Annotated in this window: 24 protein-coding genes; 20 read left to right on the forward strand and 4 right to left on the reverse strand. The window is 57.7% G+C overall.

The genetic code is table 11. The features are described from left to right. Window positions 1–236 precede the first annotated feature (236 nt). The 15 genes from DWV58_RS03795 (at window position 237) to hflX (ending at window position 18,365) form a co-directional block, all read left to right on the forward strand. On the forward strand, window positions 237–1,907 hold the full coding sequence (locus tag DWV58_RS03795) for a ribonuclease J (RefSeq protein ID WP_117654800.1): 1,671 nt from the start codon (window positions 237–239) through the stop codon (window positions 1,905–1,907). A gap of 1 nt (window position 1,908) precedes the next feature. After that, window positions 1,909–4,686, forward strand: a complete 2,778-nt coding sequence (locus tag DWV58_RS03800) for a DNA translocase FtsK (RefSeq protein ID WP_233540494.1) — start codon at window positions 1,909–1,911, stop codon at window positions 4,684–4,686. Then, entirely contained in the window at window positions 4,686–6,233 is a 1,548-nt protein-coding gene (locus DWV58_RS03805; RefSeq protein WP_117776235.1) for a RodZ family helix-turn-helix domain-containing protein, read from the forward strand. The genes DWV58_RS03800 and DWV58_RS03805 overlap by 1 nt, the downstream gene beginning before the upstream one ends. A 26-nt stretch (window positions 6,234–6,259) precedes the next feature. Then, window positions 6,260–6,757: a YajQ family cyclic di-GMP-binding protein gene (locus DWV58_RS03810; protein ID WP_022094699.1), complete on the forward strand. Its 498-nt coding sequence runs from the start codon at window positions 6,260–6,262 to the stop codon at window positions 6,755–6,757. A gap of 27 nt (window positions 6,758–6,784) precedes the next feature. Beyond that, complete coding sequence (gene rimO, locus DWV58_RS03815; RefSeq protein WP_117776236.1) at window positions 6,785–8,134, forward strand: 30S ribosomal protein S12 methylthiotransferase RimO; 1,350 nt, start codon at window positions 6,785–6,787, stop codon at window positions 8,132–8,134. 99 nt (window positions 8,135–8,233) lie between these two features. Beyond that, entirely contained in the window at window positions 8,234–8,782 is a 549-nt protein-coding gene (pgsA, locus tag DWV58_RS03820; RefSeq protein ID WP_229071689.1) for a CDP-diacylglycerol--glycerol-3-phosphate 3-phosphatidyltransferase, read from the forward strand. Between the two features lie 12 nt (window positions 8,783–8,794). Then, a complete protein-coding gene (locus tag DWV58_RS03825) occupies window positions 8,795–9,325 on the forward strand; it encodes a CinA family protein (RefSeq protein ID WP_117776238.1) in 531 nt (176 codons plus the stop codon). A gap of 257 nt (window positions 9,326–9,582) precedes the next feature. Continuing rightward, window positions 9,583–10,731: a recombinase RecA gene (recA, locus tag DWV58_RS03830; protein WP_022094695.1), complete on the forward strand. Its 1,149-nt coding sequence runs from the start codon at window positions 9,583–9,585 to the stop codon at window positions 10,729–10,731. A gap of 11 nt (window positions 10,732–10,742) precedes the next feature. Continuing rightward, window positions 10,743–11,435, forward strand: coding sequence for a regulatory protein RecX (locus DWV58_RS03835; protein WP_117776239.1), 693 nt, complete (start codon window positions 10,743–10,745; stop codon window positions 11,433–11,435). 257 nt (window positions 11,436–11,692) lie between these two features. After that, window positions 11,693–13,243 (forward strand): ribonuclease Y, encoded by a 1,551-nt coding sequence (rny, locus tag DWV58_RS03840; protein ID WP_089573375.1) that lies wholly within the window; start codon window positions 11,693–11,695, stop codon window positions 13,241–13,243. A 1-nt stretch (window position 13,244) separates the two neighbouring features. Then, window positions 13,245–14,330 carry an ATP-binding protein gene (locus DWV58_RS03845; protein ID WP_117776240.1) on the forward strand — a complete coding sequence of 362 codons (1,086 nt, stop codon included), beginning with the start codon at window positions 13,245–13,247 and terminating at the stop codon, window positions 14,328–14,330. 74 nt (window positions 14,331–14,404) lie between these two features. Further along, on the forward strand, window positions 14,405–14,722 hold the full coding sequence (locus DWV58_RS03850) for a stage V sporulation protein S (RefSeq protein ID WP_117564291.1): 318 nt from the start codon (window positions 14,405–14,407) through the stop codon (window positions 14,720–14,722). A 45-nt stretch (window positions 14,723–14,767) separates the two neighbouring features. Beyond that, entirely contained in the window at window positions 14,768–16,138 is a 1,371-nt protein-coding gene (miaB, locus tag DWV58_RS03855) for a tRNA (N6-isopentenyl adenosine(37)-C2)-methylthiotransferase MiaB (protein ID WP_117776241.1), read from the forward strand. Continuing rightward, a complete protein-coding gene (gene miaA, locus DWV58_RS03860) occupies window positions 16,138–17,076 on the forward strand; it encodes a tRNA (adenosine(37)-N6)-dimethylallyltransferase MiaA (RefSeq protein WP_117583189.1) in 939 nt (312 codons plus the stop codon). Before miaB ends, miaA begins: the two co-directional genes overlap by 1 nt. Next, on the forward strand, window positions 17,076–18,365 hold the full coding sequence (gene hflX, locus DWV58_RS03865) for a GTPase HflX (protein ID WP_117776242.1): 1,290 nt from the start codon (window positions 17,076–17,078) through the stop codon (window positions 18,363–18,365). The genes miaA and hflX overlap by 1 nt, the downstream gene beginning before the upstream one ends. Here the strand turns inward: hflX and DWV58_RS03870 are convergent. Further along, window positions 18,350–19,054 carry a heparan-alpha-glucosaminide N-acetyltransferase gene (locus DWV58_RS03870; protein ID WP_089573371.1) on the reverse strand — a complete coding sequence of 235 codons (705 nt, stop codon included), beginning with the start codon at window positions 19,052–19,054 and terminating at the stop codon, window positions 18,350–18,352. The two genes, hflX and DWV58_RS03870, sit on opposite strands and share 16 nt — an antisense overlap. Further along, window positions 19,054–19,698, reverse strand: a complete 645-nt coding sequence (gene lexA / locus DWV58_RS03875; protein WP_040359862.1) for a transcriptional repressor LexA — start codon at window positions 19,696–19,698, stop codon at window positions 19,054–19,056. Before lexA ends, DWV58_RS03870 begins: the two co-directional genes overlap by 1 nt. Window positions 19,699–19,858: 160 nt before the next feature. Here lexA and DWV58_RS03880 point away from each other — a divergent pair, with 160 nt between their 5' ends. From DWV58_RS03880 to dut, 3 genes are read left to right on the forward strand one after another with little or no spacing between them, the layout of a single operon-like run. Then, window positions 19,859–20,311 carry a LysM peptidoglycan-binding domain-containing protein gene (locus DWV58_RS03880; protein WP_117776243.1) on the forward strand — a complete coding sequence of 151 codons (453 nt, stop codon included), beginning with the start codon at window positions 19,859–19,861 and terminating at the stop codon, window positions 20,309–20,311. A gap of 51 nt (window positions 20,312–20,362) precedes the next feature. After that, the gene (gene nrdR / locus DWV58_RS03885) at window positions 20,363–20,806 is read left to right on the forward strand and encodes a transcriptional regulator NrdR (RefSeq protein WP_022093781.1); all 444 of its coding nucleotides are present in this window, start codon (window positions 20,363–20,365) and stop codon (window positions 20,804–20,806) included. A gap of 4 nt (window positions 20,807–20,810) precedes the next feature. After that, the gene (dut, locus tag DWV58_RS03890; protein WP_117635235.1) at window positions 20,811–21,254 is read left to right on the forward strand and encodes a dUTP diphosphatase; all 444 of its coding nucleotides are present in this window, start codon (window positions 20,811–20,813) and stop codon (window positions 21,252–21,254) included. A gap of 392 nt (window positions 21,255–21,646) precedes the next feature. Here the strand turns inward: dut and DWV58_RS03895 are convergent, their stop codons facing one another. Continuing rightward, entirely contained in the window at window positions 21,647–22,948 is a 1,302-nt protein-coding gene (locus DWV58_RS03895; protein ID WP_233540495.1) for a glycosyltransferase, read from the reverse strand. A 118-nt stretch (window positions 22,949–23,066) separates the two neighbouring features. Between DWV58_RS03895 and DWV58_RS03900 the strand changes: the two genes are divergently transcribed. Then, window positions 23,067–24,005: an NAD(P)/FAD-dependent oxidoreductase gene (locus tag DWV58_RS03900; RefSeq protein ID WP_117776244.1), complete on the forward strand. Its 939-nt coding sequence runs from the start codon at window positions 23,067–23,069 to the stop codon at window positions 24,003–24,005. 154 nt (window positions 24,006–24,159) lie between these two features. Further along, a complete protein-coding gene (locus DWV58_RS03905; RefSeq protein WP_199411531.1) occupies window positions 24,160–24,771 on the forward strand; it encodes a DUF1836 domain-containing protein in 612 nt (203 codons plus the stop codon). A 73-nt stretch (window positions 24,772–24,844) separates the two neighbouring features. Here DWV58_RS03905 and DWV58_RS03910 read toward each other — a convergent pair whose 3' ends face one another. Beyond that, complete coding sequence (locus DWV58_RS03910) at window positions 24,845–25,711, reverse strand: DegV family protein (protein ID WP_117776245.1); 867 nt, start codon at window positions 25,709–25,711, stop codon at window positions 24,845–24,847. Between the last annotated feature and the right edge of the window lie 69 nt (window positions 25,712–25,780).

Below are 25,780 nucleotides of genomic sequence, written 5' to 3' on the forward strand. Positions count from 1 at the left end.
AGGACTGTAGAGCAGGAAACTTCATCAGTGCCCGCCCCACGGGAAACCGGCGGGATAGACCGGTTCAGATGGGGCTTTAATGCATGGGTGGTCTGTATTGGTTCAAATGGGTATCATACTGTGGTTACTGCATCGACTCTGTGATGCATGTTTGTACGTTCCCGGCGGTCGGTTTGCCAGAAGCGCCCCGTCGGTTGTTCCAGACACGTTTCGAAGAAAGGAAACAACACTCACCTATGGCAGCTAAAAAATCATCTCCCTTGAAGATCATTCCGCTTGGCGGCCTTGACGGCATCGGCAAGAACATGACGGTCTTCGAGTGCGGCGACGACATGGTGCTCGTCGACGCCGGCCTTATGTTCCCGGATGACTCCCAGCCTGGTATCGACCTGGTGCTTCCCGACTACACCTATGTTCTGGAGAACGAGGAGAAGCTCCGCGGTATCATCGTCACCCACGGCCACGAGGACCACACCGGTTCGCTTCCGTACCTGCTGCAGGACCTCAACAACAAGGTGCCCATCTTCTCGAGCAAGCTGACGCTCGGCTTTATCGAGGGCAAGCTCTCCGAGTTCCGCATCCGCGCGCCTAAGTTCCGCGAGGTCAAGGGCGGCAGCCATGTCAACCTCGGCGGCATCTCGCTCGACTTCTTCTCGATGACGCACTCCATCCCCGGCGCTCTGGGCGTGTTCATCCGCACCAATCAGGGCACCGTTATGCACACCGGCGACTTTAAGCTCGACCAGACGCCCATCGATGGCGTCACGCCCGACTATGCCGCTATCAGCCGCTTTGCCAAGCAGGGCATCGACCTGCTGCTTTCCGACTCCACCAATGCCACGGTTCCCGGCTTTACCAAGTCCGAGGCCGAGGTTGGTCCCAACCTGCTGCACGCCATCAAGAACGCCCCGGGTCGCGTGTTCGTCGCATCGTTCTCGAGCCACATCCATCGTTTGCAGCAGATCTGCGATGCCGCCCGCAAGTGCGGCCGTAAGGTCGTTGTGACCGGTCGCTCCATGCTCACGAACACCCGCGTGGCGCGCGAGCTCGGTTATCTCAACATCGATGATGCCGATATCATCGATGCCTTCGATATCGATAACCTGCCTGACGACAAGATCGTCGTCATGTGCACTGGTTCGCAGGGCGAGCCGCTGTCGGCCCTGTCCCGCATGGCCAATGGCGAGCACAAGACGCTCTCCATCCACGAGGGCGATACCGTTATCCTCTCGGCAACTCCCGTTCCTGGCAACGAGAAGGCCGTCCAGCAGGTCGTCAACAGCCTGGCCAAGCTCGGCTGCGACGTGTGGGATAAGAACCGCGCTCTCGTCCACGTCTCGGGTCACGGTAGCCAGGAGGAGCTCAAGCTCCTGATGGCCATGGCCAAGCCCACGTATTTTATGCCGGTTCACGGTGAGGCCGTGCATCTGCGCGCCCATGCCCAGCTGGCCCGCAAGATGGGCATCAAGGACGATCATATCTTTATCCTCGATAACGGCGACACGCTCGAGATGCGCGGTGGTATCGTCAAGCGCGGTACGCCCGTCGAGTCCGGTGTCGTTTACGTCGACGGCCTGCGTATCGGCGATACCGACCCCATCGTCCTGCGCGATCGCCAGAAGCTCGCCAACGACGGTATGGTCACGGCCGTTGCCATCGTCTCCCTCAAACATAAGAAGATCGAGGCCATCGAGTTCTCGGGCCGCGGCGTCTCGTTTGCCATCGACGACCAGTTCTCCGAGGATGCCTCCGCGTCCATTATGAAGACGATCGAGAAGGGTAAGTTCAGCTTTACCAGCAGCGGTTCCGATGCCATTCGCAAGGCCGTGCGCGATTCGCTCTCTAACTTTATCTGGAGCCGTACGCGCACCCGTCCGATGATCATCCCGGTCGTCATGGAGGTTTAGTTTGGCGCGCGGATCTGCACAAAACGCCAAAGGCAATAAGGCCAATAACCAACCGGCATCTGCTAAGGGTGCCGGTTCCCATCTGCGTGCCAATAAGGGCCACGAGTCCGAGTTCGATGAGTTTGAGCCCTTGGTCGAGCCTTCGGCCAATCGCGATATCGCCGGTGTGGTCATCGCCGTTTTGGCGATCGCGTCCTTCATTGCCGTGATCTCTCCGGCAACAGCGCCCGTGACGGCTGCGGTTGCCGGTTTCTACCACCTGGGCTTTGGTCTGGGCGCCTACGTGCTGCCGATCGTCATCTTGCTGTTTGCCGCCACGCTCTTTTTGGGTGAGGACTCGCCGCTCAACGTGCGCTCTGTTGCGGGCGGCGCCTTGGTCTTTATCGCCGTCGTCTCCATTCTTTCGCTGATGGTGCCGGGCACGAGCGATTCGTGCGACCTTATGTTTACGCCGCAGAACCTTTCCGTGTCGGGCGGCTACATTGGCGCCTTTATCGCAAGTGCCTTGCAAAACGCCCTGGGTAAACCTATCGCCATGGTTGTCTTGCTGGGGCTTGTCGTCGTTGGTTTGGTCATTATCGGCTTTTCGGTGGGTGGCGTTTTGCGCTCCGCACGCGATCGCGCTGCCGATTTTGCCGAGCGTCGACGTGCCGATGTCAATGCGAGCCCGTGGGGCGATGAAGAGGCCCTGTCTGTTCCCGGCGTCGCTCGTCCGCACCTGAGCATTCTGCGCCAGAAGGGGACTGACGCCGCGGTGACCACGGTCATGGGTGGCGATGTCGACCCGGTTTTGGATGACGACGAGGACGATGACCCATTTGTCGACGTATCCGAGTCGGTTGAAGCCGAGCGCGCCAAGACCACGCTGCTGCCGCGCCGCCATGCCAAGAAGGGCAAGGCTGCGCCCAAGCTCAACACAAGCGAGCCCGACCCGTCTTGGTCCGATAGCGAGATTGAGCTCACCGAGGGTGACGACGAGGACGACGAGGCTCCGCTCGAGACCGCCAAGACAACCTTGCTGCCGCGTCGCCACGCCAAGCGCGGTCAGGTCACTGGACAGCTTTCGATGGAGGACGATCCGGACAAGGTTGACGAGTCCGAGCCGCCGTTTGCCGTGAACCCTGTTTCGGCCGCACCTCAGATTCCCGACTTCTTAAAGCATCCCAAGGTTGCCGATGCGCCTGCCACGAGTGCTGTCGAATCGGCTGCGGCTCGTGATGGGGGAGCGGACGGCGGCGCCGCAGATAACGAGGGCGAAGAAGAGGACGGCCTCAAGCTTCCGCCGCTCGAAATCCTACATGCCAACCCGCAGTCGGCTTCTGCCGCGTCTTCGGATAAGGAGCTGGAGCAGACCGCTGAGTCACTGCAATCCACCTTGCTTGAGTTTGGCCGCAGTGCCCGCGTGGTCGGCTGGATCGCCGGCCCCACGGTGACGACCTTTAAGCTGCAACCTGGCGAGGGCGAGCGCGTGAGCAAGATTTCGAGCCTCGAGGACGATATTGCGCTTTCGCTCGCCGCCCAGTCGGTTCGTATCTTTGCCCCGATCCCCGGCACCTCTCTCGTTGGTATCGAGATTCCCAACCGCAAGCGCCAGAACGTCAATCTGGGCGACGTGCTGCCCTATGTGAAGGGCGGTCCGCTCGAGCTCGCCATCGGCCGCGACGCCGAGGGCACGCCGGTTGTCGCCGACCTCGCCAAGATGCCTCACCTGTTGATTGCCGGTACGACCGGTTCTGGTAAGTCGGTGATGATCAACTCCATCATCACGACCTTGCTCATGCGCGCCCTTCCCGAGGACGTTCGCCTGATCATGGTCGACCCCAAGCGCGTCGAGCTTGCGGGCTATAACGGTCTGCCGCATCTCTATGTGCCCGTGGTGACCGAGCCCAAGCAGGCCGCGAGCGCTCTGCAATGGGCTGTGTCCGAGATGGAGCGTCGCCTGAAGGTCTTCGAGCGTCTCAACGTGCGTAAGATCTCGACCTACAACGAAAAGCAGGCTGCTGGCGAGTTTGAGCATTACGACAATCCGCCGCAAAAGATGCCCTACCTGGTCATTATCATTGACGAGCTCTCTGACCTGATGATGGTCGCCGGTAAGGATGTCGAGGCCTCGATCGTGCGTATTGCACAGCTGGGCCGCGCCGCCGGTATTCACCTTATCGTTGCCACGCAGCGCCCCAGCTCCAACGTGGTGACGGGCCTTATCAAGGCCAACATCACCAACCGCATCGCCTTTAACGTCGCCACGGGCATCGACTCGCGCGTCATCATCGACCAGATGGGTGCCGAGAAGCTCACCGGTTTGGGCGACATGCTGTTCTCCAAGGTCGACTGGGGCAAGCCCCGCCGTATCCAGGGCTGCTTTGTCTCGGACGACGAAATCAACGAGATTGTCGAGTTCGTCAAGTCGCAGAGCGAGCCCGACTACCACGAGGAGATTCTGTCCGCCGTGGCGCCCGCTTCCATGTCCATGGCTGGTGGCGGCGGCATTGTCCGCACCGGAGTCGCCGAGCCGCAAGACGATGATCCGCTCATTTGGGAAGCCGCCCATATTGTGGTGGAATCGCAGCTGGGCTCCACATCTGGCCTGCAACGCCGCCTGAAGGTTGGCTATGCGCGTGCCGGGCGTATTATGGACATGCTGGAAGAAAAGGGTGTCGTCGGCCCGCCCGACGGTTCCAAGCCGCGCGAGGTCCTGTTGGACGAGGAGGGGCTTGCCGCGCTGGAATCTGTCGACGCCGAGATGGCACGTGAAGATCGTGAGTTTGGAGGATTCTGATGGCTGCACGCTTTGGTGACATGCTGCTCGAGCAGCGTCGCCGAATGGGCCTTTCCATTCAGCAGGTCGCCAACACCATCAAAATCAGGCCGCAGATCATCGAGTTTTTCGAGACCGGTAACTTTGCTTCGATGCCGCCGCGCGGCTATGCGCAGGGCATGATTTCGAGCTATGCTCGTTTTTTGGGCCTCAATCCGCGCGAGGTCGTCAATGCCTACTTTGACGAACTGATGGCATACGAACGCGAGACGTCGCAGCAGGGCGGTCGTTTCCAGGACGCCGCCGGCTACGTCAATTCGCGTTCCTCTGTCGATAACGGGCGCTTTCTGATGGTTCAGGGCGGTCGTTCGACTCGCTATGGACAGCGTCCTCAGCAGGCCGGTTATATTACCGAGACGGGTTCGGGCGAGGAGATTCGCTCGCAGCGTGACCGGTTCCGCAGTACGCCGATGCCCGAGGACCGTGCGCTTCCCGCTGCCCGCGGCGTGGCGCGTGACCCTCGTGCCGGCTACGGCGACGGCGGCTATTCCGATCGCGGTCACCGTGGTATCTCCACCGGACGCTCTCGCAGTGGCTATGCGGACGCCGATACCACGCAGGTGACGCCGCGTCTTCGCTCTCAACCACAGCCGTATGGCCAGCGCTCTTCGGCTCCGCGTGCGGGCCAGCGTGGCTATCAAGGCCGCGGTGAACTTGCGCCCCGCTCGGGTCAGCGCAGCCTTCAGGGCCAGGGTGGCTATTGCGGCCGTTCCGATAGCAATCGTGGCCGTATGCCTCAGGGAGGCGGCCGCAGCAGTTCCAGTCGTGGACGCGGCGGTTCCCGTGCTCCTCAAAACAACGGGCTCGATCCGCGTATCGTCTACGCCGGTATCGGTGCCGTGGCGTTGCTGCTGATCGTGCTCATCGTGGTACTTCTGCGCGGCTGCGCATCTTCGACGCCCGAGACCACGCCCGAGACGCCCGCTGTTACCAAGACGACGACCAAGAAGTCTTCTAAGAAGACCGAAACGTTCGACGAGGACGAAGACACCGATGAGCCGACTGACGAGTCGACTGATTCGGACGCCGCCAAGACGACGGCTAAAAAGGAAGAAAACGAGGTAACGAAGGTCAAGGTCTCCGTTGCCAAGGGAAAGACCGCCTGGATTGAGGTCAAGGTCGATGGCAAGTCGGTCTATGGCGCCCAGGCGACTGGCCCCTTTGAGCAGGAGTACACGCCTGAGTCCTCGATCGAGATCACCACGTCCAAGCCTTCCGATGTCACCGTTACCAAGAACGGCGAAAAGGTCCGTTACGATACCAAGACCTCGGGCGTGGCGCGTGTGACGATCACCGTTCCCAAGAAGGAGACGACTGGTTCCGAGAATGGTGAAAGTTCTGATGGTACCGACACCACCGATGGTACCGACACCACCGATGGTACCGGCACCACCGATGGTACCGGCACCACCGACGGCACCGATGCCCAGTCCACGGATGGCGCCGATACCGCAACTGACGGCCAGACGCCCACCGATTCTACCGACTATTCGTACGATAGCTACTAAGCCGCTCGTACGCGAAAGGAAACATCATGGCTAAAGATTCCAGCTTCGACGTCGTGTCCGAGGTCAACATGCAAGAGGTCGACAACGCCTTCCAGCAAACCACGCGCGAGATTTCCCAGCGCTATGACCTGAAGGATTCCGGCGCCACGATCGAGCTTTCGAAGGGCGACAAGCTCTTTACGATCAACGCCCCGGCCGACTTTGTCTCCAAGCAGATTATCGACGTGCTGAGCTCCAAGCTCATCAAGCGCGGCATCGACCTCAAGGCTGTCTCGTGGGATGCCCCGCAGGCGGCATCGGGCGGCACCGTGCGCGTGCTCGGCCATATCGTCGAGGGTATCGACCAGGCGACCGCCAAGAAGATCAACAAGGACATCAAGGACCAAAAGCTCAAGGTCAAGGTGACTATCGAGGCCGACAAGCTGCGTGTTTCCTCTGCTTCGAAGGACGCGTTGCAGACCGTGATCCAGTTCCTGCGCGACCAGGACTACGGCCAGCCGCTGCAGTTCACCAACTATCGCTAATATCATTCGAAAGGACTGCTCTCCAACATGGATACACCGTTGGGCTCCGTGCTCTACATCACCCTCGGGTGCGCTAAGAACGAGGTTGACACCGACCGCATGCGTTCTCTTTTGACCGCCGCGGGCTACGAGGAGGCATTCGACCCACAGGATGCCGATATCGCCATCGTCAATACATGCTCGTTCCTCGCCTCCGCAACGTCCGAGAGCATCGAGACCACGCTCGAGCTCGCCAACGAGGTTCAGGACGGCGTTCGTTCTTGCCCCATCGTCATGTGCGGCTGTGTGCCGTCGCGCTATGGCGACGATCTGCCCGATGAGCTGCCCGAGGTCGCTGCCTTTGTGAAGGCCGACGAGGAGGATGGCATCGTGGCGGTCATCGATGGCGTGCTGGGCGTCGAGCGCGAGATTGCCGCCTATATTCCGCAGGTCAAGCGCACCGTCGAGGGCGCTGTCGCCTACGTCAAGATCTCCGATGGCTGCAACCGCTTCTGTAGCTTCTGCATGATCCCGTATATCCGCGGTCGTTATCACTCGCGCAATGCCGAGAGCATTATTTCCGAGGTGCGCGACTTGGTTGCCGGTGGCGTGCGAGAGATCGTGCTGATCGGCCAGGACACGGGTATTTGGGGCACCGACTTTGCCGACGAAGACGTCACCGATGGCTCGCCGCGCAATCTGGCGCAGCTGCTGCATGCCGTCGCCGAGGCCGTGCGCCCGCACAACGTCTGGGTCCGCGTGCTCTACCTGCAGCCCGAGGGCATGACCGACGAGCTTATCGATACGATTCGCGATACGCCCGAGGTACTGCCTTATATCGATATCCCCGTGCAGCACTGCGACGCGCGCATCCTCAAGGCTATGCGCCGTTCTGGTTCGCGCCAGGAGCTCGAGGACCTGTTCCGTGATCTGCGTGAGCGTATCCCCGGTATTGTGATCCGTTCCACGGCCATGGTCGGCTTCCCGACCGAGACCGACGACGAGTTCCGCGACCTTATCGACTTTATGGACACCGTCGGCTTTGACTACACGAGCGTCTTTGCCTACTCGCAGGAGGAGGGCAGCCTGGCCGCTAAGATGGAGGGTCAGGTCGATGAGGAGGTCAAGCTCGAGCGCGCCCAGGAGGCCATGGACCTGGCCGAGTCGCTCGGTTTTGCCGCCACCGCCGCACATGTGGGCGAGCGCGCCCAGGTGATCGTCGACGGCATCGAGGAGACCGAGGACGGCGCCGAGCTGATCGGCCATGCTTGGTTCCAGGCGCCCGATTCCGATGGCGCGGTGCACTTGGACGCCAGCGAGGCGTCCGTGGGCGATATTCTGACGGTCGAGTTTACCGATAGCTTCTGCTATGAGCTTATCGGCCATGTTGTGGAGTAGGAGAGCATCGTGGCAAACGAGAGCAATAAGGAACTGACGAGTGTTTGGACGCCCGCCAACATCGTGACGTGTGTGCGCATCGTCTTTATCCCGGTGTTCATGATCGTGTCGGCGCTTTCTCACACGAGTGTTGCCGGTACAGATTGGAGCACCTTCGACGGCCCGCTCGCCGCCGCAGCCTTCATTCTGTACGTCATCCTGTCGTGCACCGATAAAGTTGACGGCTATCTGGCGCGTTCGCGCAATGAGATTACCGACTTCGGTAAATTCTTGGACCCCATTGCCGACAAGCTGCTCGTGTTCTCGGCCTTGCTGCTGTTCTTGGACTTTGGCGCCGTGTCGGTTTGGTCCGTGTTCATCATCTTGTTCCGCGAGCTGTTGGTAAGCGCCCTGCGCATGGTTGCGAGTGCCGCCGGCGTGGTCGTTGCCGCCGATAAGCTTGGCAAGTACAAGACGGCGACCACGATGGTCTCCATCTGCGGTTACCTGTGCGTCTTTGCGATGGCCGGCTTGCACCTTGGCCCGCTGGCGCTGACGCTCGGCATCTACTCGGTGTCGCGCTTCCTGTACGCCGTTGCCGTTGTCCTGACCGTTATCTCGGGCGCCCAGTACTTCTGGAACTGCCGCAAGATCGTCTTTTCGGTCTAGGTTCTGGTGGGTATGACGGACTCTTTTGAGCAGATTTCCGCACATAACGAGGAGCTGGCGCGTCATATTGTCGAGCGCGCGAGCGCTCGGGGCGTGACGGTTTCAACGGCTGAGTCGCTGACAGCAGGTATGATCGCCTCGACGATTGCCGATATCCCGGGCGCCTCGGCGGTGCTGCGTGGCGGTGCGGTGACCTACTGCGATGAGATCAAGCATCGCGTTTTGGGTGTTGATCAGGAGACGCTCGACCGCTATACCGCGGTGTCGCATCAGACCGCGCGCGAGATGGCGGCGGGTTCGCTGGAGCTGTGCCAGAGCGATATTGCAGTGAGCGCAACGGGTTATGCCGGCCCCGGCGGCGGCACTGAGGACGATCCGGCTGGCACTTTCTATATTGGCTGGGCGTATCGCGCGGCTGATGGGGAAGTGCCGGTCGTGGACTCTGTGCGCTGCCACTATGAGGGCGACCGTTCGCGTGTTCGTGCCCATGCGGTCGCGGAGGCATTGGAACGCATTGCCCTTGTGCTTAACTCTATGGAATAGACGTGTTTTAAGGGGCCTTAAGGCCCCTTAATTGTGGAGATAGGGACCTTAGGCTCATTTGGCGTTTGTGCTGGTTGTAGACGTAATTTTGCCTGCCTTGTTCATATTTGGTCCTTTTTGGTCAAGCATTTGGTCAGTGTTTGGTCGGCGTTTGGTTGGGTTTTGGAAAGGTCGGCTGCATATGATTTATCTGAACGGTTGACCACGAACAGCCGTTCGTTTATTATCGATGCAGGTTGTTAAGAGGAGGGCTTTTCATGGCCAAGAATTCAGGTCCCGTACGTACCGTTCATGCTCGCACGACGGGTAAAGAGCGCGATGAGATGATCGCCACCACCAAGGCCGAGATCGAGAAGAAATTCGGCCAGGGTTCCATCATGAGGTACGGCGACGGTGGCCCCGAGCTCGAGGTCGAGGCCATCCCTACGGGCGCTCTGGCACTCGATGCCGCTCTGGGTATCGGCGGTGTGCCGCGCGGCCGAATCGTCGAGATCTACGGTCCCGAGTCCTCCGGTAAGACGACGCTTTCGCTCGAGATCCTGGCCGAGGCCCAGGCAATGGGTGGCGTGGTGGCATTTATCGATGCCGAGCACGCGCTCGATCCCACGTATGCCGCGCGCATTGGCGTGGATATCGACGAGGTACTGATTTCCCAGCCTGATACGGGTGAGCAGGCGCTCGAGATTGTTGACATGCTCGTGCGTTCCGGCGCCATCGATGCCATCGTCGTCGACTCCGTCGCCGCGCTGACCCCGCGTGCCGAGATCGAGGGAGAGATCGGCGATACCACGGTCGGTTTGCAAGCTCGCCTGATGAGTCAGGCGCTCCGCAAGCTCGCCGGCTCGCTGTCCAAGTCCAACACGACATGCATCTTCATTAACCAGCTGCGAGAGAAGATCGGCGTCATGTTCGGCAACCCCGAGACCACGACGGGCGGCCGCGCCCTTAAGTTCTTCTCTTCGGTGCGTATCGACATTCGCCGCATCGATAGCATTAAGCTCAAGGATGAGGTTATCGGTAACCGCGTGCGCGCCAAGGTCGTTAAGAACAAGGTGGCAGCTCCGTTCCGTTCTGCTGAGTTCGACATCATGTACGGTACGGGCATCTCTAAGGAGGGCTCGATTCTGGACATGGCTGTCGAGTGCGGCATTTGCAAGAAGATGGGCTCCTGGTTTGCCTATGGCGAGGACAAGCTCGGCAACGGTCGCGAGGCCGCCAAGGCGTTCCTGCGCGAACACCCCGATTGCGCCGACGAGATTGAGCATAAGGTCCGCCTTGCCTGCGGGCTTGAGTTTGATGACGATGCTCCGTCCGAGGTCGAGCTGACCGATCAGCCTGCGCCTGAGGAGTTTGACGAGCTTTACGCCATCGATGGTTCCGCCATGCTCGATGATGACGACGAGTAGCGGTTACGCTCATGTCGTATACGGTGACCGAGGCAACGGTCGTCTTTCCCGATAAGAAGGCGGCCTCCTCGTTCTCGAGCGGGTATGCGTCCAAAAAGCCTTGCGCACATATCGATTGTGAGCTTGAGGGCGGTTTTGAGCGGTCCATTTGGATTCCCGTGCGGGTCGCGCGCCTGTATGTCAAAAATCGCCCCGATCTTCCCTGTGATTGGGATAACTTTCGTGAAGCGGTGCAGCTCATCGAGCGTAAATGTGCACTTACCATGGTGACTGAGATGCTATCGCGACGCGACCATGCGACGGGTGAGGTCTGTGACAAGTTGGCACGCTACGGCTTTCGCCAGCCCGCAATTGATTTCGCCGTCCAGCGCGCCACAGAGTATCGCTTTTTAGATGAGAACCGCTTTTGCTCGTACTTTATCGAGGAACGCAAACGACGCGGCTGGGGACAGCGCAAGATTGAGACCGAGCTTAAGCGCCGTCATGTCGTACTCGATGACATTCCCGGTTATCCCGAGGATTATTTTGCCGTCGAAGACGATTTGGCGCGTGCGTCAGCCCTGCTCGCCAAGCGGCGTGTTCCAGAGACGTGCGGATTCGAAAAACTGGTTCGGTTTTTGATGGGCAAGGGCTTCTCGTATCACATCGCTGCCGATGCCGTTAAGGCACGTCTTAATGCCGAACGCGAGGAATGTGCGGTTTAGGCGTATGCGTTTTGTGGCCCTGCCGCTCACCGTGTTTTAGCCGCCGTGCTGGGGCCATTTATTTGACAGTTGTTGTGGTTCAACGTACGATAAACACTGTCATTTGCTTTGTGATATGTGCTCATCTGTGATGAGTTTGTTTATATGTTTATCTGTATCCGACCCGCATAAGCTGCGCCCATATTACTCAAATGTCGCGAGCCGTTCGTAAGGACGGTTCGCTTTGTTGTGTAACGAATCCATAAAAAGGAGTGAGCATGCCTATCATCGCAGCGCTCGTTGGCATCGTTTTGGGTGCCATCGCCGCTATTGCCTACATGCGCACCGCCAAGCAGGGTAGTCTTCACGAGGCCGACGAAAAAATCCAGTCGGCACACGCACAGGCTGAGTCCCTGATCGGTGATGCCAAGCGTCAGGCCGAGACCCTCAAAAAAGAGGCTCTGCTCGAGGCTAAAGAGGAGATCATCAAGAACAAGCAGGCCGCCGAGGCCGAGGACAAGCAGCGTAAGAACGAGATTCGTACGCTCGAGAACCGCGTGATGCAGCGCGAGGAATCCCTCGATCGCCGCAACGACGCTCTCGACAAGCGCGAGCATCAGCTGTCCAGCCAGGCCGGTCAGGTCGAGAAGCGCTCCCGTGAGCTCGAGGAGCTCTGCGCAAAGCAGACCTCCGAGCTCGAGCGTATCGCCGACCTTACCCGCGAGGACGCCCACAAGGAGCTCCTCGATAAGGTTCGCGGCGAGGTCACCCACGAGGCCGCCACGATCATTCGCGAGTCCGAGCAGCAGGTTCGCGCCGAGTGCCACAAGACCGCCCAGGAGATTCTGTCTCTGGCGATTCAGCGCTGCGCTGCCGACCACACTGCCGAGGTCACCGTTACCTCCGTGCACATTCCCTCTGATGACCTCAAGGGCCGTATCATCGGTCGCGAGGGTCGCAACATCCGGACCTTCGAGCAGGTTTCCGGCGTCAACCTCGTGATCGACGACACGCCCGAGACCGTCGTTCTTTCGAGCTTCGACCCGGTCCGTCGTGAGACCGCCCGTGTCGCCCTCGAGAACCTCATCGCCGACGGCCGCATTCACCCTGCCCGTATCGAGGAGATGTATCACAAGGCCGCCGACCTGGTTCAGCAGCGCGTGCGTGAGGCTGGCGAGCAGGCTGCCTTCGATACCGGCATCCACGACCTGCACCCCGAGATCGTCAAGACCCTTGGTGCCCTGCGCTACCGTACCTCGTTTGGTCAGAACGTGCTTCAGCACTCCCTCGAGGTCTCTGATCTGTGCGGCGTGATGGCTTCCGAGCTTGGCCTGGACGTTGTGACTGCCAAGCGTGCCGGCCTGCTGCACGACCTGGGCAAGGCAATCGACCATGACGTCGAGGGCCCGCATGCCGTCATCGGCGCTGAGCTGGCCCGCCGTTATGGCGAGAAACCCGTTATCGTCCACGCTATCGAGGCTCACCATGCCGATGTCGACCCCAACACGGTGCTCGATGTCCTGGTGCAGGCCGCCGATGCAGTCTCTGCCTCTCGCCCCGGTGCCCGTCGCGAGTCTGCCGAGAACTACATCAAGCGTCTTGAGAAGCTCGAGGAGATCGCCAACTCCCATGACGGCGTCGAGCGTACTTATGCCATGCAGGCTGGTCGCGAGGTCCACGTCATGGTCCAGCCGGACAAGATCTCCGATGCCCAGTCCACGGTTCTGGCTCACGATATCGCCCATCAGATCGAGGAAGAGATGGAGTATCCCGGTCAGGTGCGCGTCGTCGTGATTCGCGAGAGCCGCGCTGTCGATATCGCTAAATAACATGAGCGACGCGAACGAGCTCATCTCATTTATCGCGTCGATGTCGGGGGAGGGCAACCTTCGCGTCGAGGAGAACCTTGGCGAGGGGTATGTCCGCCTCCGCGTTTCGGAGGCCGAGCGGCGCCAGGCTAAGCACGATATTCAGCATGTCGAGGACATCGTCATCGAAATGCTCCGTAATGCTCGCGATGCCGGCGCCGACAAGGTCTATCTCGCCACGACCAAGGAAGATGGCGTCCGCACGCTTGTCTTTCTGGATAACGGTTCGGGCGTTCCGCAGGATATGCAAGAGCGAATCTTCGATGCCCGCGTTACCTCTAAGCTCGAGAGCATGAAGATGGACCGTTGGGGCGTTCACGGTCGCGGCATGGCATTGTTTTCGATCAAGCAGAACACCGACGAGGCCCGTGTGGTCACGTCCGGCGTCGATCTTGGTTCAGCCTTTAAGGTGAGCGTTGCGGCCGACCGCCTCAGTGAGCGTGCCGATCAGTCCAGCTGGCCCCAGGCCGTCAAGGGTGAGGACGGACGTTATGTCTGTGCTCGCGGTCCGCATAATATTATTCGTGCTGCTTGTGAGTTTGCGCTCGAGGAGTTGCGTGGTTGCGATGTCTATCTTGGTTCTCCGTCTGAGATTGCCGCGACCCTTTATGCTCAGGCGTCAAGTCGGCTCGATACGTCTCGTCTCCTGTTCATTGATGACGAGAGCGAGCTTCCGGTTGTCGATCGTTTAGGCCTTGCTTCTGATGCCGAGGACTTTATCCGTATCTGTTCGGGTTTGGGTCTTGAGATGTCCGAGCGCACGGCCCATCGCATTTTGGCAGGGCAGATTAAGCCTGTTCGCGGTGTGACCGCGCGTCTGCTGCGCGAGCGCGACTCGTCCTCGCATGCGCCGGCTCCTGTCGATCTCGCGAAGGATCGTCGCGGGCTACGTATTGCTAAGGATGACATGGCACAGTTTTCGCGTGCTGTGGAGCGCGATTTTAATGACCTTGCTGCCCGGTACTATCTCAACCTTTGCGGCGACCCAAAGATTCGCGTTTCGCGTGATCGAATCACCGTGACCTTTGATCTTGCCAAAGAGGAATAGTGCCTTTACCGAGTCCACTCGGTACGATACAGTTATTGCAGTTAAAACGTACTTTTAAATGCAGGAGTTTCTTCATGGATTGCCTGAAGGTATCAAGTAAATCATCGCCCGCGTCCGTTGCCGGCGCCATCGCCGGCATGGTCAAGGATGGTGTACCCGTCAACATCCAGTGTGTCGGCGCCGGTGCCGTCAACCAGGCCATTAAGGCCGTTGCTATCGCGCGCGGTTTTTTGATTCCAACCGGTTTTGATATTTCCTGCGCGCCCGTGTTCTCCGACATCCTCATTAACGGGGAGTCGCGCACGGCCATCCGCCTTTCTATCTACGTTCACCAGATCAATCGAGCTGCTATGGATAACGTCGTCATTGATGATGTTAAGCCTGTGGCATAGCTTCTGCTTGCTTTGTTTCGCTCCCCATCGTTAGGACTTATGCACATGGACCAGCGTTCCGTACGCGATATTCTTGCCGGTAAAACCTACTTTATCCGCACCTTTGGCTGCCAGATGAATCAGCACGATTCCGAGCGCGTGAGCGGTCTGCTTGATTCGTATGGCTGCCTCATGGCGCTCGATCCCGCGCATGCCGATATCGTTGTCTTCATGACGTGCTGCGTGCGCGAGGCCGCCGATACTCGCCTGTACGGTCAGTGCAATTCCTGCAAAAGCCTGCCGCCTTCGCCTTCTGGCAAGCGCGTGGTTGCCGTTGGTGGCTGCATCGCGCAGCGCGATGGCGAGGGCCTGCTCACCAACGTCGATAACGTCAATGTCATCTTTGGCACGCATTCCATCGCGCATGTGGCCGAGCTCATTGCCGAGGCGTTCCTTGATGGCAAGCGTCATATCCGCACCAATGAGCATGAGGATACGGACGCCATGAGCATGCCGTGGCATCGCGAGACTCAGTATCACGCTTGGGTGCCCATCATGACGGGCTGCAATAATTTTTGCACCTATTGCATCGTGCCGTACGTGCGCGGTCGCGAAAAGAGCCGCCCCTTCGAGGAGATTGTCGACGAGGTGACCGGTTTGGTGCGCCAGGGCGTGCGTGAGATTACGCTGTTGGGCCAAAACGTTAATTCATATGGTCGCGATCTGTTTGGCAAGCCGCGTTTTGCCGATCTGCTGCGTGCCGTGGGCGATACGGGCGTGGAGCGTATCTTCTTTACGTCTTCGCATCCCAAGGATCTGCTGCCCGAGACCATCGACGCCATGGCCGAGACATCTGCCGTTATGCCGCAACTGCACCTGGCTGTCCAGTCAGGTTCGACGCGGATCCTCAAAGAGATGAATCGTCGTTATACACGCGAGGACTATCTGGGCCTGGTCGATCGCATTCGCAACCGCATGCCCGATATCGCGCTCTCGACCGACATTATCGTTGGCTTCCCGGGCGAGACTGAAGAAGACTTTGAGCAGACGCTCTCACTTGCCGAGACGGTCCGCTATGCTCAGGCCTATACCTTCATCTATTCCAAGCGCGCCGGTACTCCGGCCGCCGAAATTGACGATCCTACGCCGCATGAGGTTATTCTTGAGCGTTTCAACCGCCTGGTTAAGGTTATCGAGACCACGGCACACGAGTATAACCAGGGTGAGCTTCATACTGTGGTTCCCGCGCTCATTGAGGGAACGAGTAAAAAGAACGATGCGGTCCTGCTGGGCAAGAGTCCCAAGAATCAGACCGTGCATGCGCCTATCCCCGAGGGTTACAGCATCGATCAGCTTGTTGGCAAGATCGTTGATGTTAACGTTGACGTTGCCAAGACCTGGTATTTGTCCGGTTCCGTTGTGGGCGAGCCGCGCTAATGGTTTCTCCCGGGGCAGGCCTTTCCGCCGTTGCGATCGTCGGTCCGACAGCGGTTGGTAAGAGTGATGTTGCCGACCGTTTGGCAGCTCGTCTTTCGTCCGAAGTGCTGTCGTGCGATGCGATGCAAATCTATCGCGGCATGGACATCGGTACCGCAAAGATGGCGCCCGATGAGTGTACGGCGCCGCTGCGTCTCGTCGACATTGTAGAGCCGGGTGTAGCATATTCTGCTGCGCTTTATCAGGCTGACGCTCGCGCGCATGTTGAACGTCTCCTTGGTTCGGGTTGCCTGCCGGTTTTTTGCGGAGGTACGGGGCTGTATCTCAAGGCTGCCCTTGATGAGATGGACTTTCCCTCGGGTGAACTTGAGGACGATCGCCGTGCGGGCTATCAGGAGCTTGCCGAGCGTATTGGCGAGGAAGAACTGCATGCCCTGCTTGCCGAGCGCGATCCAGAATCGGCTGCTGTTATTCATCCCCATAACGTGCGCCGTGTGATTCGTGCGCTCGAGATGCATGATGATGGTATCTCCTATGCACAGCAAAAAAGTCAGTTTAGTGTTCCGCGCGAGCATTATCATGCCCTATGGTTTGGTCTGACGCGTAATCGCGAGGTGCTCTACGAGCGCATTAATCTGCGCGTCGATCTGATGTTTGAGCAGGGTCTTGTCGATGAGGTCCGCGGTCTTATGGCCCAGGGTCTGGGAGATGCCCTGACGTCGATGCAGGCAATTGGCTATAAAGAGATCATTGATGCTTTCAATGGCGTGATGAGCATGGATGAGGCCCGCGAACTCATTAAGATGCGTTCGCGTCGTTATGCCAAGCGTCAGCTTTCGTGGTTTAAGCGCGATGACCGTATCGTGTGGTTTGATATGGATGAATGTACGATCGATGAGGTCGTTGAGGATATCCTGCATCGTATTGAGGCTGCCTAATGGCCCGTTTCCCCCTTGTTCCCACGGCACCCGAGCCCGAGCGTGCCATTTTAGTTGGTGTTGAGTGGCGCGACAATGCATGGCCGCTCGATCGCTCGCTTGATGAGCTGGAGCGTCTTGCCCACACAGCTGGTGCCCGGTGCGTGGCACGCTTGTCGCAGCGTTTGGTAAAGCCGTATCCTAAATCGTTTATCGGTTCCGGTAAGGTTGAAGAGCTGTGCGGCCTGGTGCATCGCATGGATGCCGATGTCGTTATTTTTGACGACGACCTGACCCCCTCGCAGCAATCCTATTTGGAGAAAGCCGTGGGCGAGCCGGTAAAGATTATCGATCGCACAGCACTGATCCTGGATATCTTTGGCCTGCATGCTCAGACGCGTGAGGGACGCCTGCAGGTACAGCTGGCACAGCTTCAATATTTGTTGCCTCGCCTGCGTGGCATGTGGAGCCATCTCGCCAAGGAGCAGACGCGCGGCGGCATCGGCTCACGTTTTGGTCAGGGCGAAAGTCAGCTCGAGATCGACCGTCGCCTCATTCGTAATAAGATCGCTGCGCTTCGTCGTGAGCTCAAGCAGGTTGAACAGCGTCGCGATGTTCAATCCAAGAGTCGCATTGAGTCACCGGCGTTTCGCGTCGCGTTAGCCGGTTATACCAATGCCGGTAAATCGACGTTACTCAATCGTCTGACCGGCTCTACGGTACTTTCGCAGGACAAGCTGTTTGCTACGCTCGACCCGACGACGCGTTCGTATCGTCTGCCCGGCGGTCGCGGCATGACGATTACCGATACCGTCGGCTTTATTCAAAAGCTGCCCCATGGTCTGGTCGATGCCTTTAAATCGACGCTGTCCGAGGTTTTGGGTGCCGATCTAATTCTCAAAGTCGTAGATGCGTCTGACGAGGACTATGAGCGGCAGCTGGAGGCTGTCGACCGCGTGCTTGATGAGATCGGCGCCGGAGAGCGTTTAACGCTGACCGTATTCAATAAAATCGATCTTCTCGATAGCGTCGATCGATTGAGTTTCCGTCGTCGCTATCCGGAGGCCGTTCTGTTCTCGGCCCAAACGGGCGAGGGGCTCGACGATCTCGTCGACCGGATTGCTCGCGAGGCAGCTGCCACCGATGTGTTGCTCTCCGCTGATATCCCGTATCGTGAGGGCGCTCTCATCACGCTGGTGCATGAGCAGGGAACCCTTCTGCATGAGGAATATCTCGAGGACGGCGTTCGCATTGTGGCGAAGTTGCCGGCTCGTATTGCACCGCGGCTCGAGCGCTATCGTACGGAATAAACGATTTCTAGCACGCCTAGAATGACTGGCTGATGGAGCAGGTAGAACGGTAAGGCATGCCGACCCAGGACTGCGAGCGCCGGGATAGGATTGGCGTATGCCCATGCTGGCGCTTCGAGACTTGATGCTTGTGCTGCCTGGGCAGCAAAAAAGCCGGTAAGGTACATAAAGACAAACGGTATGAGCGGATAGTAATCTCCCGAAACAAAACCCGGGCCTGGGAATCCAAGCCATGCCAGGTAGGGGAGTGGGTAGACCGCCTTTGGAATGCCCCAGGTTAGGGCAAAAAGAACAAGGCACGCTGCGATGCCCCATGAGCCCGGTAATTTTTGGAGTAACGGACGGGTGAACGCAACCACCGCGGTGCACACCGCCATGCAATAAATGATGCCAAAGTTCACTGAATCGTCGACCGATACGAGCGTTGTTGCGATCCAGACGACCAAAGCTGCGGCAGCGTACTTAGCCGCTCGTTTGGCATTGTTGCGTGAGAGCGTGCACATCCAACCCGCGATAAACAAAAATACCCAGCTGATGCTGGCGCGCCAGACGTCCTGAAAGACAGTCTGGGTAAACCAAGGCATATCCCAGCCGTACAGGTAGGCGAGATCATAGCAAGCGTGAAAACCTGCCATAGAAATCATCGTAAACCCGCGGACGGTATCAAAGATGGTTATGCGTTTTTGCATTACGAGAACCGGCGCATCAAGCCGACGACTTTGCCCAGGATAACGGGATTCGTTGCATAGATAGGTTCCATGGTGTCGTTCTCGGGCTGCAAGCGCACACGCCCCTGCTCCTTGTAGAACGTCTTGACGGTCGCCGAACCATCAATCATGGCCACGACAATTTCGCCGTTCATGGCACTCTTTTGTTCACGGACGATGATGTAATCGCCATTGAAGATGCCGACATTGATCATTGAGCTCCCATGCACCTCAAGGATAAAGGAACCCTGATCAGTGGCGATTTCGGTCGGGATAGTAAACGTGTCTTCGATATTCTGCTCTGCCAGAATGGGAATCCCAGCCGCGACACGACCAACGAGCGGTAGCGAGACCGTTCCGCGAGGTGCGGTGGGCTCGTCAGATTTGGAAATTGAGACAGAGGAACCATCCTCGTTAAAGAGTTCCAGGGCGCGCGGTTTGGTGGCATCGCGCTTGAGTAGCCCGCGCGCTTCAAGGGCAGAGAGATGGGCGTGCACGGTGCTGGGGGAGGAAAGGCCCACGGCAGAAGCCATCTCGCGCACGCTGGGCGGATAACCCTTCTCCTGCTGATATTCCTTGATGAAGTCGTAAATTTGCTGCTGACGCTTGGTAATTTTGCGAGCCATCAGGGCATCCTCTCTACCCATGTCAAACAAATGTTCGAATTTTGCTTGACAGGAACAACTGTTCGAAGATAATAATAACCGAACATTCGTTCTCGCGCTAGACATTTTTGTCCGCGCGGCTTGATAAAACTGTTCTCAGCAAAACACGCGAGAGGAGAACATGATGAACGCAACGAATATGGTCCAGGGAAACCTCGCCCTTAAGCTCGAGACGCCTGCAGAACCCACTTTTACGGTTGTTCAGGGTGGCCGCTCCGGCTTTCAGCCTTTGACCGTAAAGCCTGCGCGCAATCAGCAGGCTGTAGTCGCGCCGGCCCGCGTTGCCCTGAAGGTTCCGACGATTGTCGCCGTCGCCGTTGCGCTTACGCTCTTCTTTGTCCTCGCTACGTCGGTCTTTAGCGCTCGTCATGCCGCGTATGCCGAGTCCGTTTCCAACGTTACCTACGAGACCATTCGCGTTCAGCCTGGCGATTCTCTTTGGTCGCTTGCCGAGGAATATCCAATCGAAGGCCTTTCCACGCAAGAGACTTCCGACATGATCCGTAACGTCAATCATCTGGAGCATGGTTCGCTCGCCGCCGGTGCGCATCTTAAGGTTCCTGCTCGTTCGTAATCATTATCGCGCTGCGCATGGTACCCTTGTTATCGTTTAAGAGGAGGTACCATGCGCTGTCCCAAATGCGGCAAGGCACATACCCGCGTCGTTGATTCCCGTATGCAGGAGTCAAATAACACCATTAAGCGCCGCCGCGAATGTTGCTCGTGTAACTATCGCTTTACAACGTTCGAGCGATGCGAAGACCCAATCGAGGTCATTAAGTCAGACGGAACCAAGCAGCGGTTCGATCGCAATAAGCTGCTCGTCGGCTTGATGCGCGCCACCATCAAGCGCGATATCGACACTAAGAAGCTCAATGAGATTATCGATGACATCGAGGTCGAGCTTCGCTCTCGCACGCTGACGGCCGTCACGTCCCATGAGTTGGGTGACATGGTGCTCAAGCGCTTGGCTAAGATCGACAAGGTTGCGTACATCCGTTTTGCCTCGGTCTACCGTGATTTCAAAGACGTCGATGAGTTTCTGCAAGAGCTCGACAAGCTAAGGTGATTCCATGTCCAACATTTCCGTCAACATAAAGCGTCTCGACCCCACCGTCGAGCTTCCCAAATACGCCCATCCCACCGATGCCGGCTTGGATTTACGCTCCAACGAGGACTGCGTCCTGAAGCCCTTCGAACGCCGTCTGGTCTCTACGGGGCTGGCCATCGCCCTGCCCGATGGCTACGCCGGCTTCGTCCAGCCCCGCAGCGGCTTGGCCATCAAGCAGGGCCTGTCTATAGTCAACACGCCGGGCCTCATTGATGCTCACTATCGAGGTGAGCTTAAGGTTATCCTTATCAACTTGGATCCCTCCAACGACATCCAAATCAACAAAGGCGACCGCATAGCCCAACTCGTCATCCAAGAAGTCCCCACGGTCAACCTTATAGAAGTAGAAGAACTAGACGAAACCGACCGAGGCAAAGGAGGCTTCGGCTCCAGCGGCATCGCCTAGGGCGCTCGTATCCCTCCCGCCCGGGGCTTACCTATATCATTCCATGCTCAAACATTCTCGCGTCGCTTCGCTCGCTGCGAAACTGCGCGTGGAACGATATAGGTAAGCCCCGGGCGGGCGGCTACTCGCTTGAAACAATATTTACTTTTCTAGTAAGTCGATGCGATGAAGGGTCACCTCCTTTGTCGCATCGACTTACTGTATTTATATTTTCTGGTTCCCCTTTGCAGATTCTACTGGAGGGGAATCTGGTATAGCTGCTAGTACGTAAACGCAGCTTACCTGCGGGAGGCCCCTATATATCGTCCCGCGCGCAGTTTCGCAGCGAAGCGAGAATGTTTGAGCACGGGATGATATATAGGGCCTCCCGCAGGCTAGCGGACATTAAGACCCTAGCGGATATGCGCAGGTTTTCCGCCCCAGTAGAAGCGGCAGAAGGCTCGTTTGCGCTTTTGGGGTTTACCTACGAGTTCCATGGTGGCGATGGCGATGTCTTTGGCTGCGCGGGGACGGCGCAGTACTTCGCCATTGATGAGCAATGCCTTGAGCGACTCGGGATGGTCATGGAGATGGCGCAACGTCACGATGAGCTCTCGTGCCGTGGTGACGTGCATGCTGGCGCCCATGCCGGTGAGCATGGTGGTGTTGGCCTTTTCCTGACCATAGGACTTGCCCAGCAGGATCATCGGCAGATGTGCGCATAGGCACTCGGTGACGGTGAGTCCGCCCGATTTGAGAATTGCCAGGTCGCAGCCGTGCATGAGGGCCGCCATGTCGTCCACGTAGTCCAGCACCGTAACGTTTTCGAGCTTCATGGCGTCGAAGAGCGTCTTGAGGCGGGCGGCGTATTCCTTATCCTTGCCCGGCAAAAAGACAAAGTGCATGTCTTCGAAGCTGCGTAGGAAGGGGAGGGTGCGGTCCATCTCCGCGCGAAAGCGAACGTACGGTTGAGGCAAGCTGGCACCGGCCATTACCAGCACGACGGTCTTGTCGGTGGGGAGGTTGAACTTAGCTAGCTCTTCCTCGCGATCGTAATCCGTGTCGAATCCGGCGCGAATGGGAATGCCGGTAATGCGAATCTTTGTTTCGAGCACCTTGCGCGGACGCAGCGTTTCGGCCATAAATTCGTTGGCAACACAGAATAAATCGGTGTCCTTGTGGGGCCACCATCCCTCGACTTCGTAGTCGGTCGGTACGCAGATGACCGGATAATCGATACCCGTAATTACGCGGGCGCCCACGGCAACATTGGCTGCCGTGATGTGCGTTGCAACCACGGCTATGGGCCTGCGGCTACGAATATATTCGTTGAAGGCGGGGAACATAATTCGCGACCATGCCGTTCCGCCACCCCAGAGAAGATGTCCCGTAAGCGTATATCGCCAGGTCAGGTCGTAAATGGGGCGCGTGGCTCCCGTAAAAGAAGCCGCGGTCTTATTGCCGTCGAATTTAATACGTCCAAAATCAAGGATATCGAGCACTTCAATCTCAATATCCTCGGGGATGCCATTGGTGCCGCGGATGAGGTCGAATGCCTGCGCAATCGCATTTGCGGCGGCCTTGTGGCCCGAGCCAACGGAGGCATGCACGATGGTCACGAGAGGTTTTTGCTGAGCCAGGAGCGTGGTTTGCTCCGATTGGGGAGTGCTGTGCGTGAGCAGGGGAGCGTCGTCGCTCATCTGCGTCTGATCCATCGATAACTCCCCTTCGACGTTGTAACACGGATTTATCATTGTAGTGCATGAGTGTCACGTTCACGTAAATTTGGGTATGAGCGCAAAGAACGACAACGTTTCGACGAAAGGACGCTTCATGACTACCGATAAGCCGATCGACGTTGCGATTATCGGTGGCGGCCCCGCGGGCTATGCTGCCGCCATTTATGCTGCGCGTGCCAACCTGACGACGACTGTGATTGAGCAGGGCATGTCGGGAGGGCAGATCGCCACAACCAATGAGGTCGAGAACTATCCGGGTTTCCCGCTCCTGAGTGGCGCCGAACTCGGCGAGCGTTTTCAGCAGCATGCAGAGGGCCTGGGAGCACAGGTTACATGGAGCATGGTTACGGGTATCGATTACGATGCCGATGCAGCGTTGTTTACGGTGCATCACTATATGGGCGATACGCTGGCCTCGAGCGTTATCGCTTGCATGGGTGCCACGCCGCGTCCGGCAGGTTTCGCAGGCGAGGATACGTATCGCGGTCGTGGCGTTTCATATTGCGCAACATGTGACGGCATGTTTTTCCGCGGCAAGCAGGTTTTTGTAATCGGTGGTGGCAATTCGGCATGCGAAGAGGCTCTGTTCCTGTCCGACATTGCCAACAGTGTGACCATCGTGCTGCGCCGCGACCAGTTCCGTGCGCCCGATGGTGTTGTTCAGAAAGTACTCGCAAAGGACAATATTACAGTTAGGTACCAAACTAGTATTGTGGAGCTATCGGGCGAAGCCATGCCAACGACGATTACCTTTAAGGACAATGCATCCGGCGAGACTCATACCGAGTCATTTGTGCCCGGCTCGTTTGGCATCTTTGTCTTTACCGGAACGCAGCCCCATACCGAGCTTGTTGAGCATCTAGTCGATCTGGCGCCTGATGGCGGCATTCTGACTGATGAATCCATGGCGACCCGCACGCCAGGTCTATTTGCCGCTGGCGATATCCGTTCCAAACGTTTACGCCAGGTTGTGACCGCTGTTTCGGACGGAGCCATAGCGGCAACGAGCGCATACGCGTTTCTCCGTGGATAAGTACGATAATATATCTTATGTAAGGTTGCTATCTTAAAACATAGTGGTTGGACGGTGCATCAGTGTGCTGTCCAACCACTTTTACTTAGCGGTTATGTGGTATACAAAACTAGATAACCTAGAATACAATATAGAAAATGAACGGAGGCCTCTTATGAACCACGTCAAACATGTTATCCCGATGTCCGATACATCGGTCAGCATTAAGCCGGAGGATATTCAGCCGACGGTGCTGCCGGATGCATTTATTCAGTCCGATATGGTGGGTAAACTCAACGCGTTGAGCCTGCCACGCTATGATCAGCTGCCCAACGTAACGCTCTATCGCGATCAGGTTATTGAATATGTCGCGCTGTGGATGGAGCCGCTTTCGATTTGCGTTGAGCAGCCCGTAATTACGCCTTCGATGATCAATAACTACGTGAAGGTCGGCCTCGTTCCTGCTCCGGTTAAAAAACAGTATGGCCGTGAGCAGATTGCGCGTCTCATCGCTATTTGTATCTTTAAGCAGGTGCTGCCCATCGCTGCGGTTCAGGCGCTCTTTAATATTCAGCGCTTAAGCTACGACGCTCCGACCGCCTTTGATTATGTTGTCGATCAGCTTGAGGCATCGATTCGGGCGGCGTTTTCCGTCGAGCAGACTCCCGTGCCCGATACCGCACATCAGGTTACGCGTGAGTCATTGCTCGTACGCAGTGCGGTGTCGTCCTTCGTTTCGAAGGCGTACCTGATGAGCTACCTCAAGTTCAATGGGTTTAACAGCTAGTTGACGTATAGCACGGGCGGGACAAAGAGCCATCTGTCACTTTGTCCCGCCCGTGCTTTTGATTGGTTGGACCTTATTGGCCCGAAGCCACGCCCATGCCATAGCCGATGATGAGGCCGTGCATCTCGGCATAATATGAATCTAGCCCGTTACAGGGCATGATGATAGTCTTGGAGCCTGGCCAGCGCTCCACAATGCGGCTGGCAAGCGCCTGGGCGCCCGCCTCATTCTCGACATGGTCGATAACGACCTCGCCGCCAGTAAAGCCCTCGGCCTCCATGGTATCGACAATCTTGCCAAGCATCTTCTTTTCGCCACGGGTGTGACCAACGAGTTCAATCTTGCCCGCTTCGCTCGCCGTGCCCAAAATGCGGATATTGAGCTTGTTGGCAATAACACCGGCCGCCTTAGGGATGCGTCCGGCCTTCGCAAGGTTTTCGTAATTGCATAAACTAAAGAGGATCTTGCTCTGCTGCTCTAGGTTATCGAAATAGGCGCAGGCCTCTTCAAACGTAACATCTGGATTGCTTGCCAGATAGCGGTCGAACAGCAGGAAGATCAGGTCCATTTTGCCGCCGGCTCCGCGTGAATTGACCAGATGAATTTGTCGGTCCGGCTCCTCGGCAAGCACCATGTCACGTGCGGTGGCAGCGGCATTGTAGCTCCCCGAGACGCCCTCGGAGATGGGCATGCAGATCGTGTTGTCGGCAAGCTTAAAGAGTTCGGCCCACTCCCCTACGCTTGGACAGGCGCTCGAAGAAGCGCTCGACTCCGCCTGCACGGCGCAATTGAGCTCGTGAACATCGAGCGAGAGATCGTCGACAAATTCACGCTCCCCCACTCGAATCTTAAGGGGTGCAAATGCAAAGGTGGTATGAAGTGCGGTTGGCTGCCAATCGCGAAGATTGCAGCTCGAATCGGAGATAAGCGCCCAGCTCATTGAGGGTCCTTTCTATTTGTTCCTCAACAATTATAGCTGTCTTTCTCATCAATTGGACGGCTATCTAGT

It is taken from the genome of Collinsella sp. AF11-11 (genome assembly GCF_003465485.1).
Classification (GTDB): domain Bacteria; phylum Actinomycetota; class Coriobacteriia; order Coriobacteriales; family Coriobacteriaceae; genus Collinsella.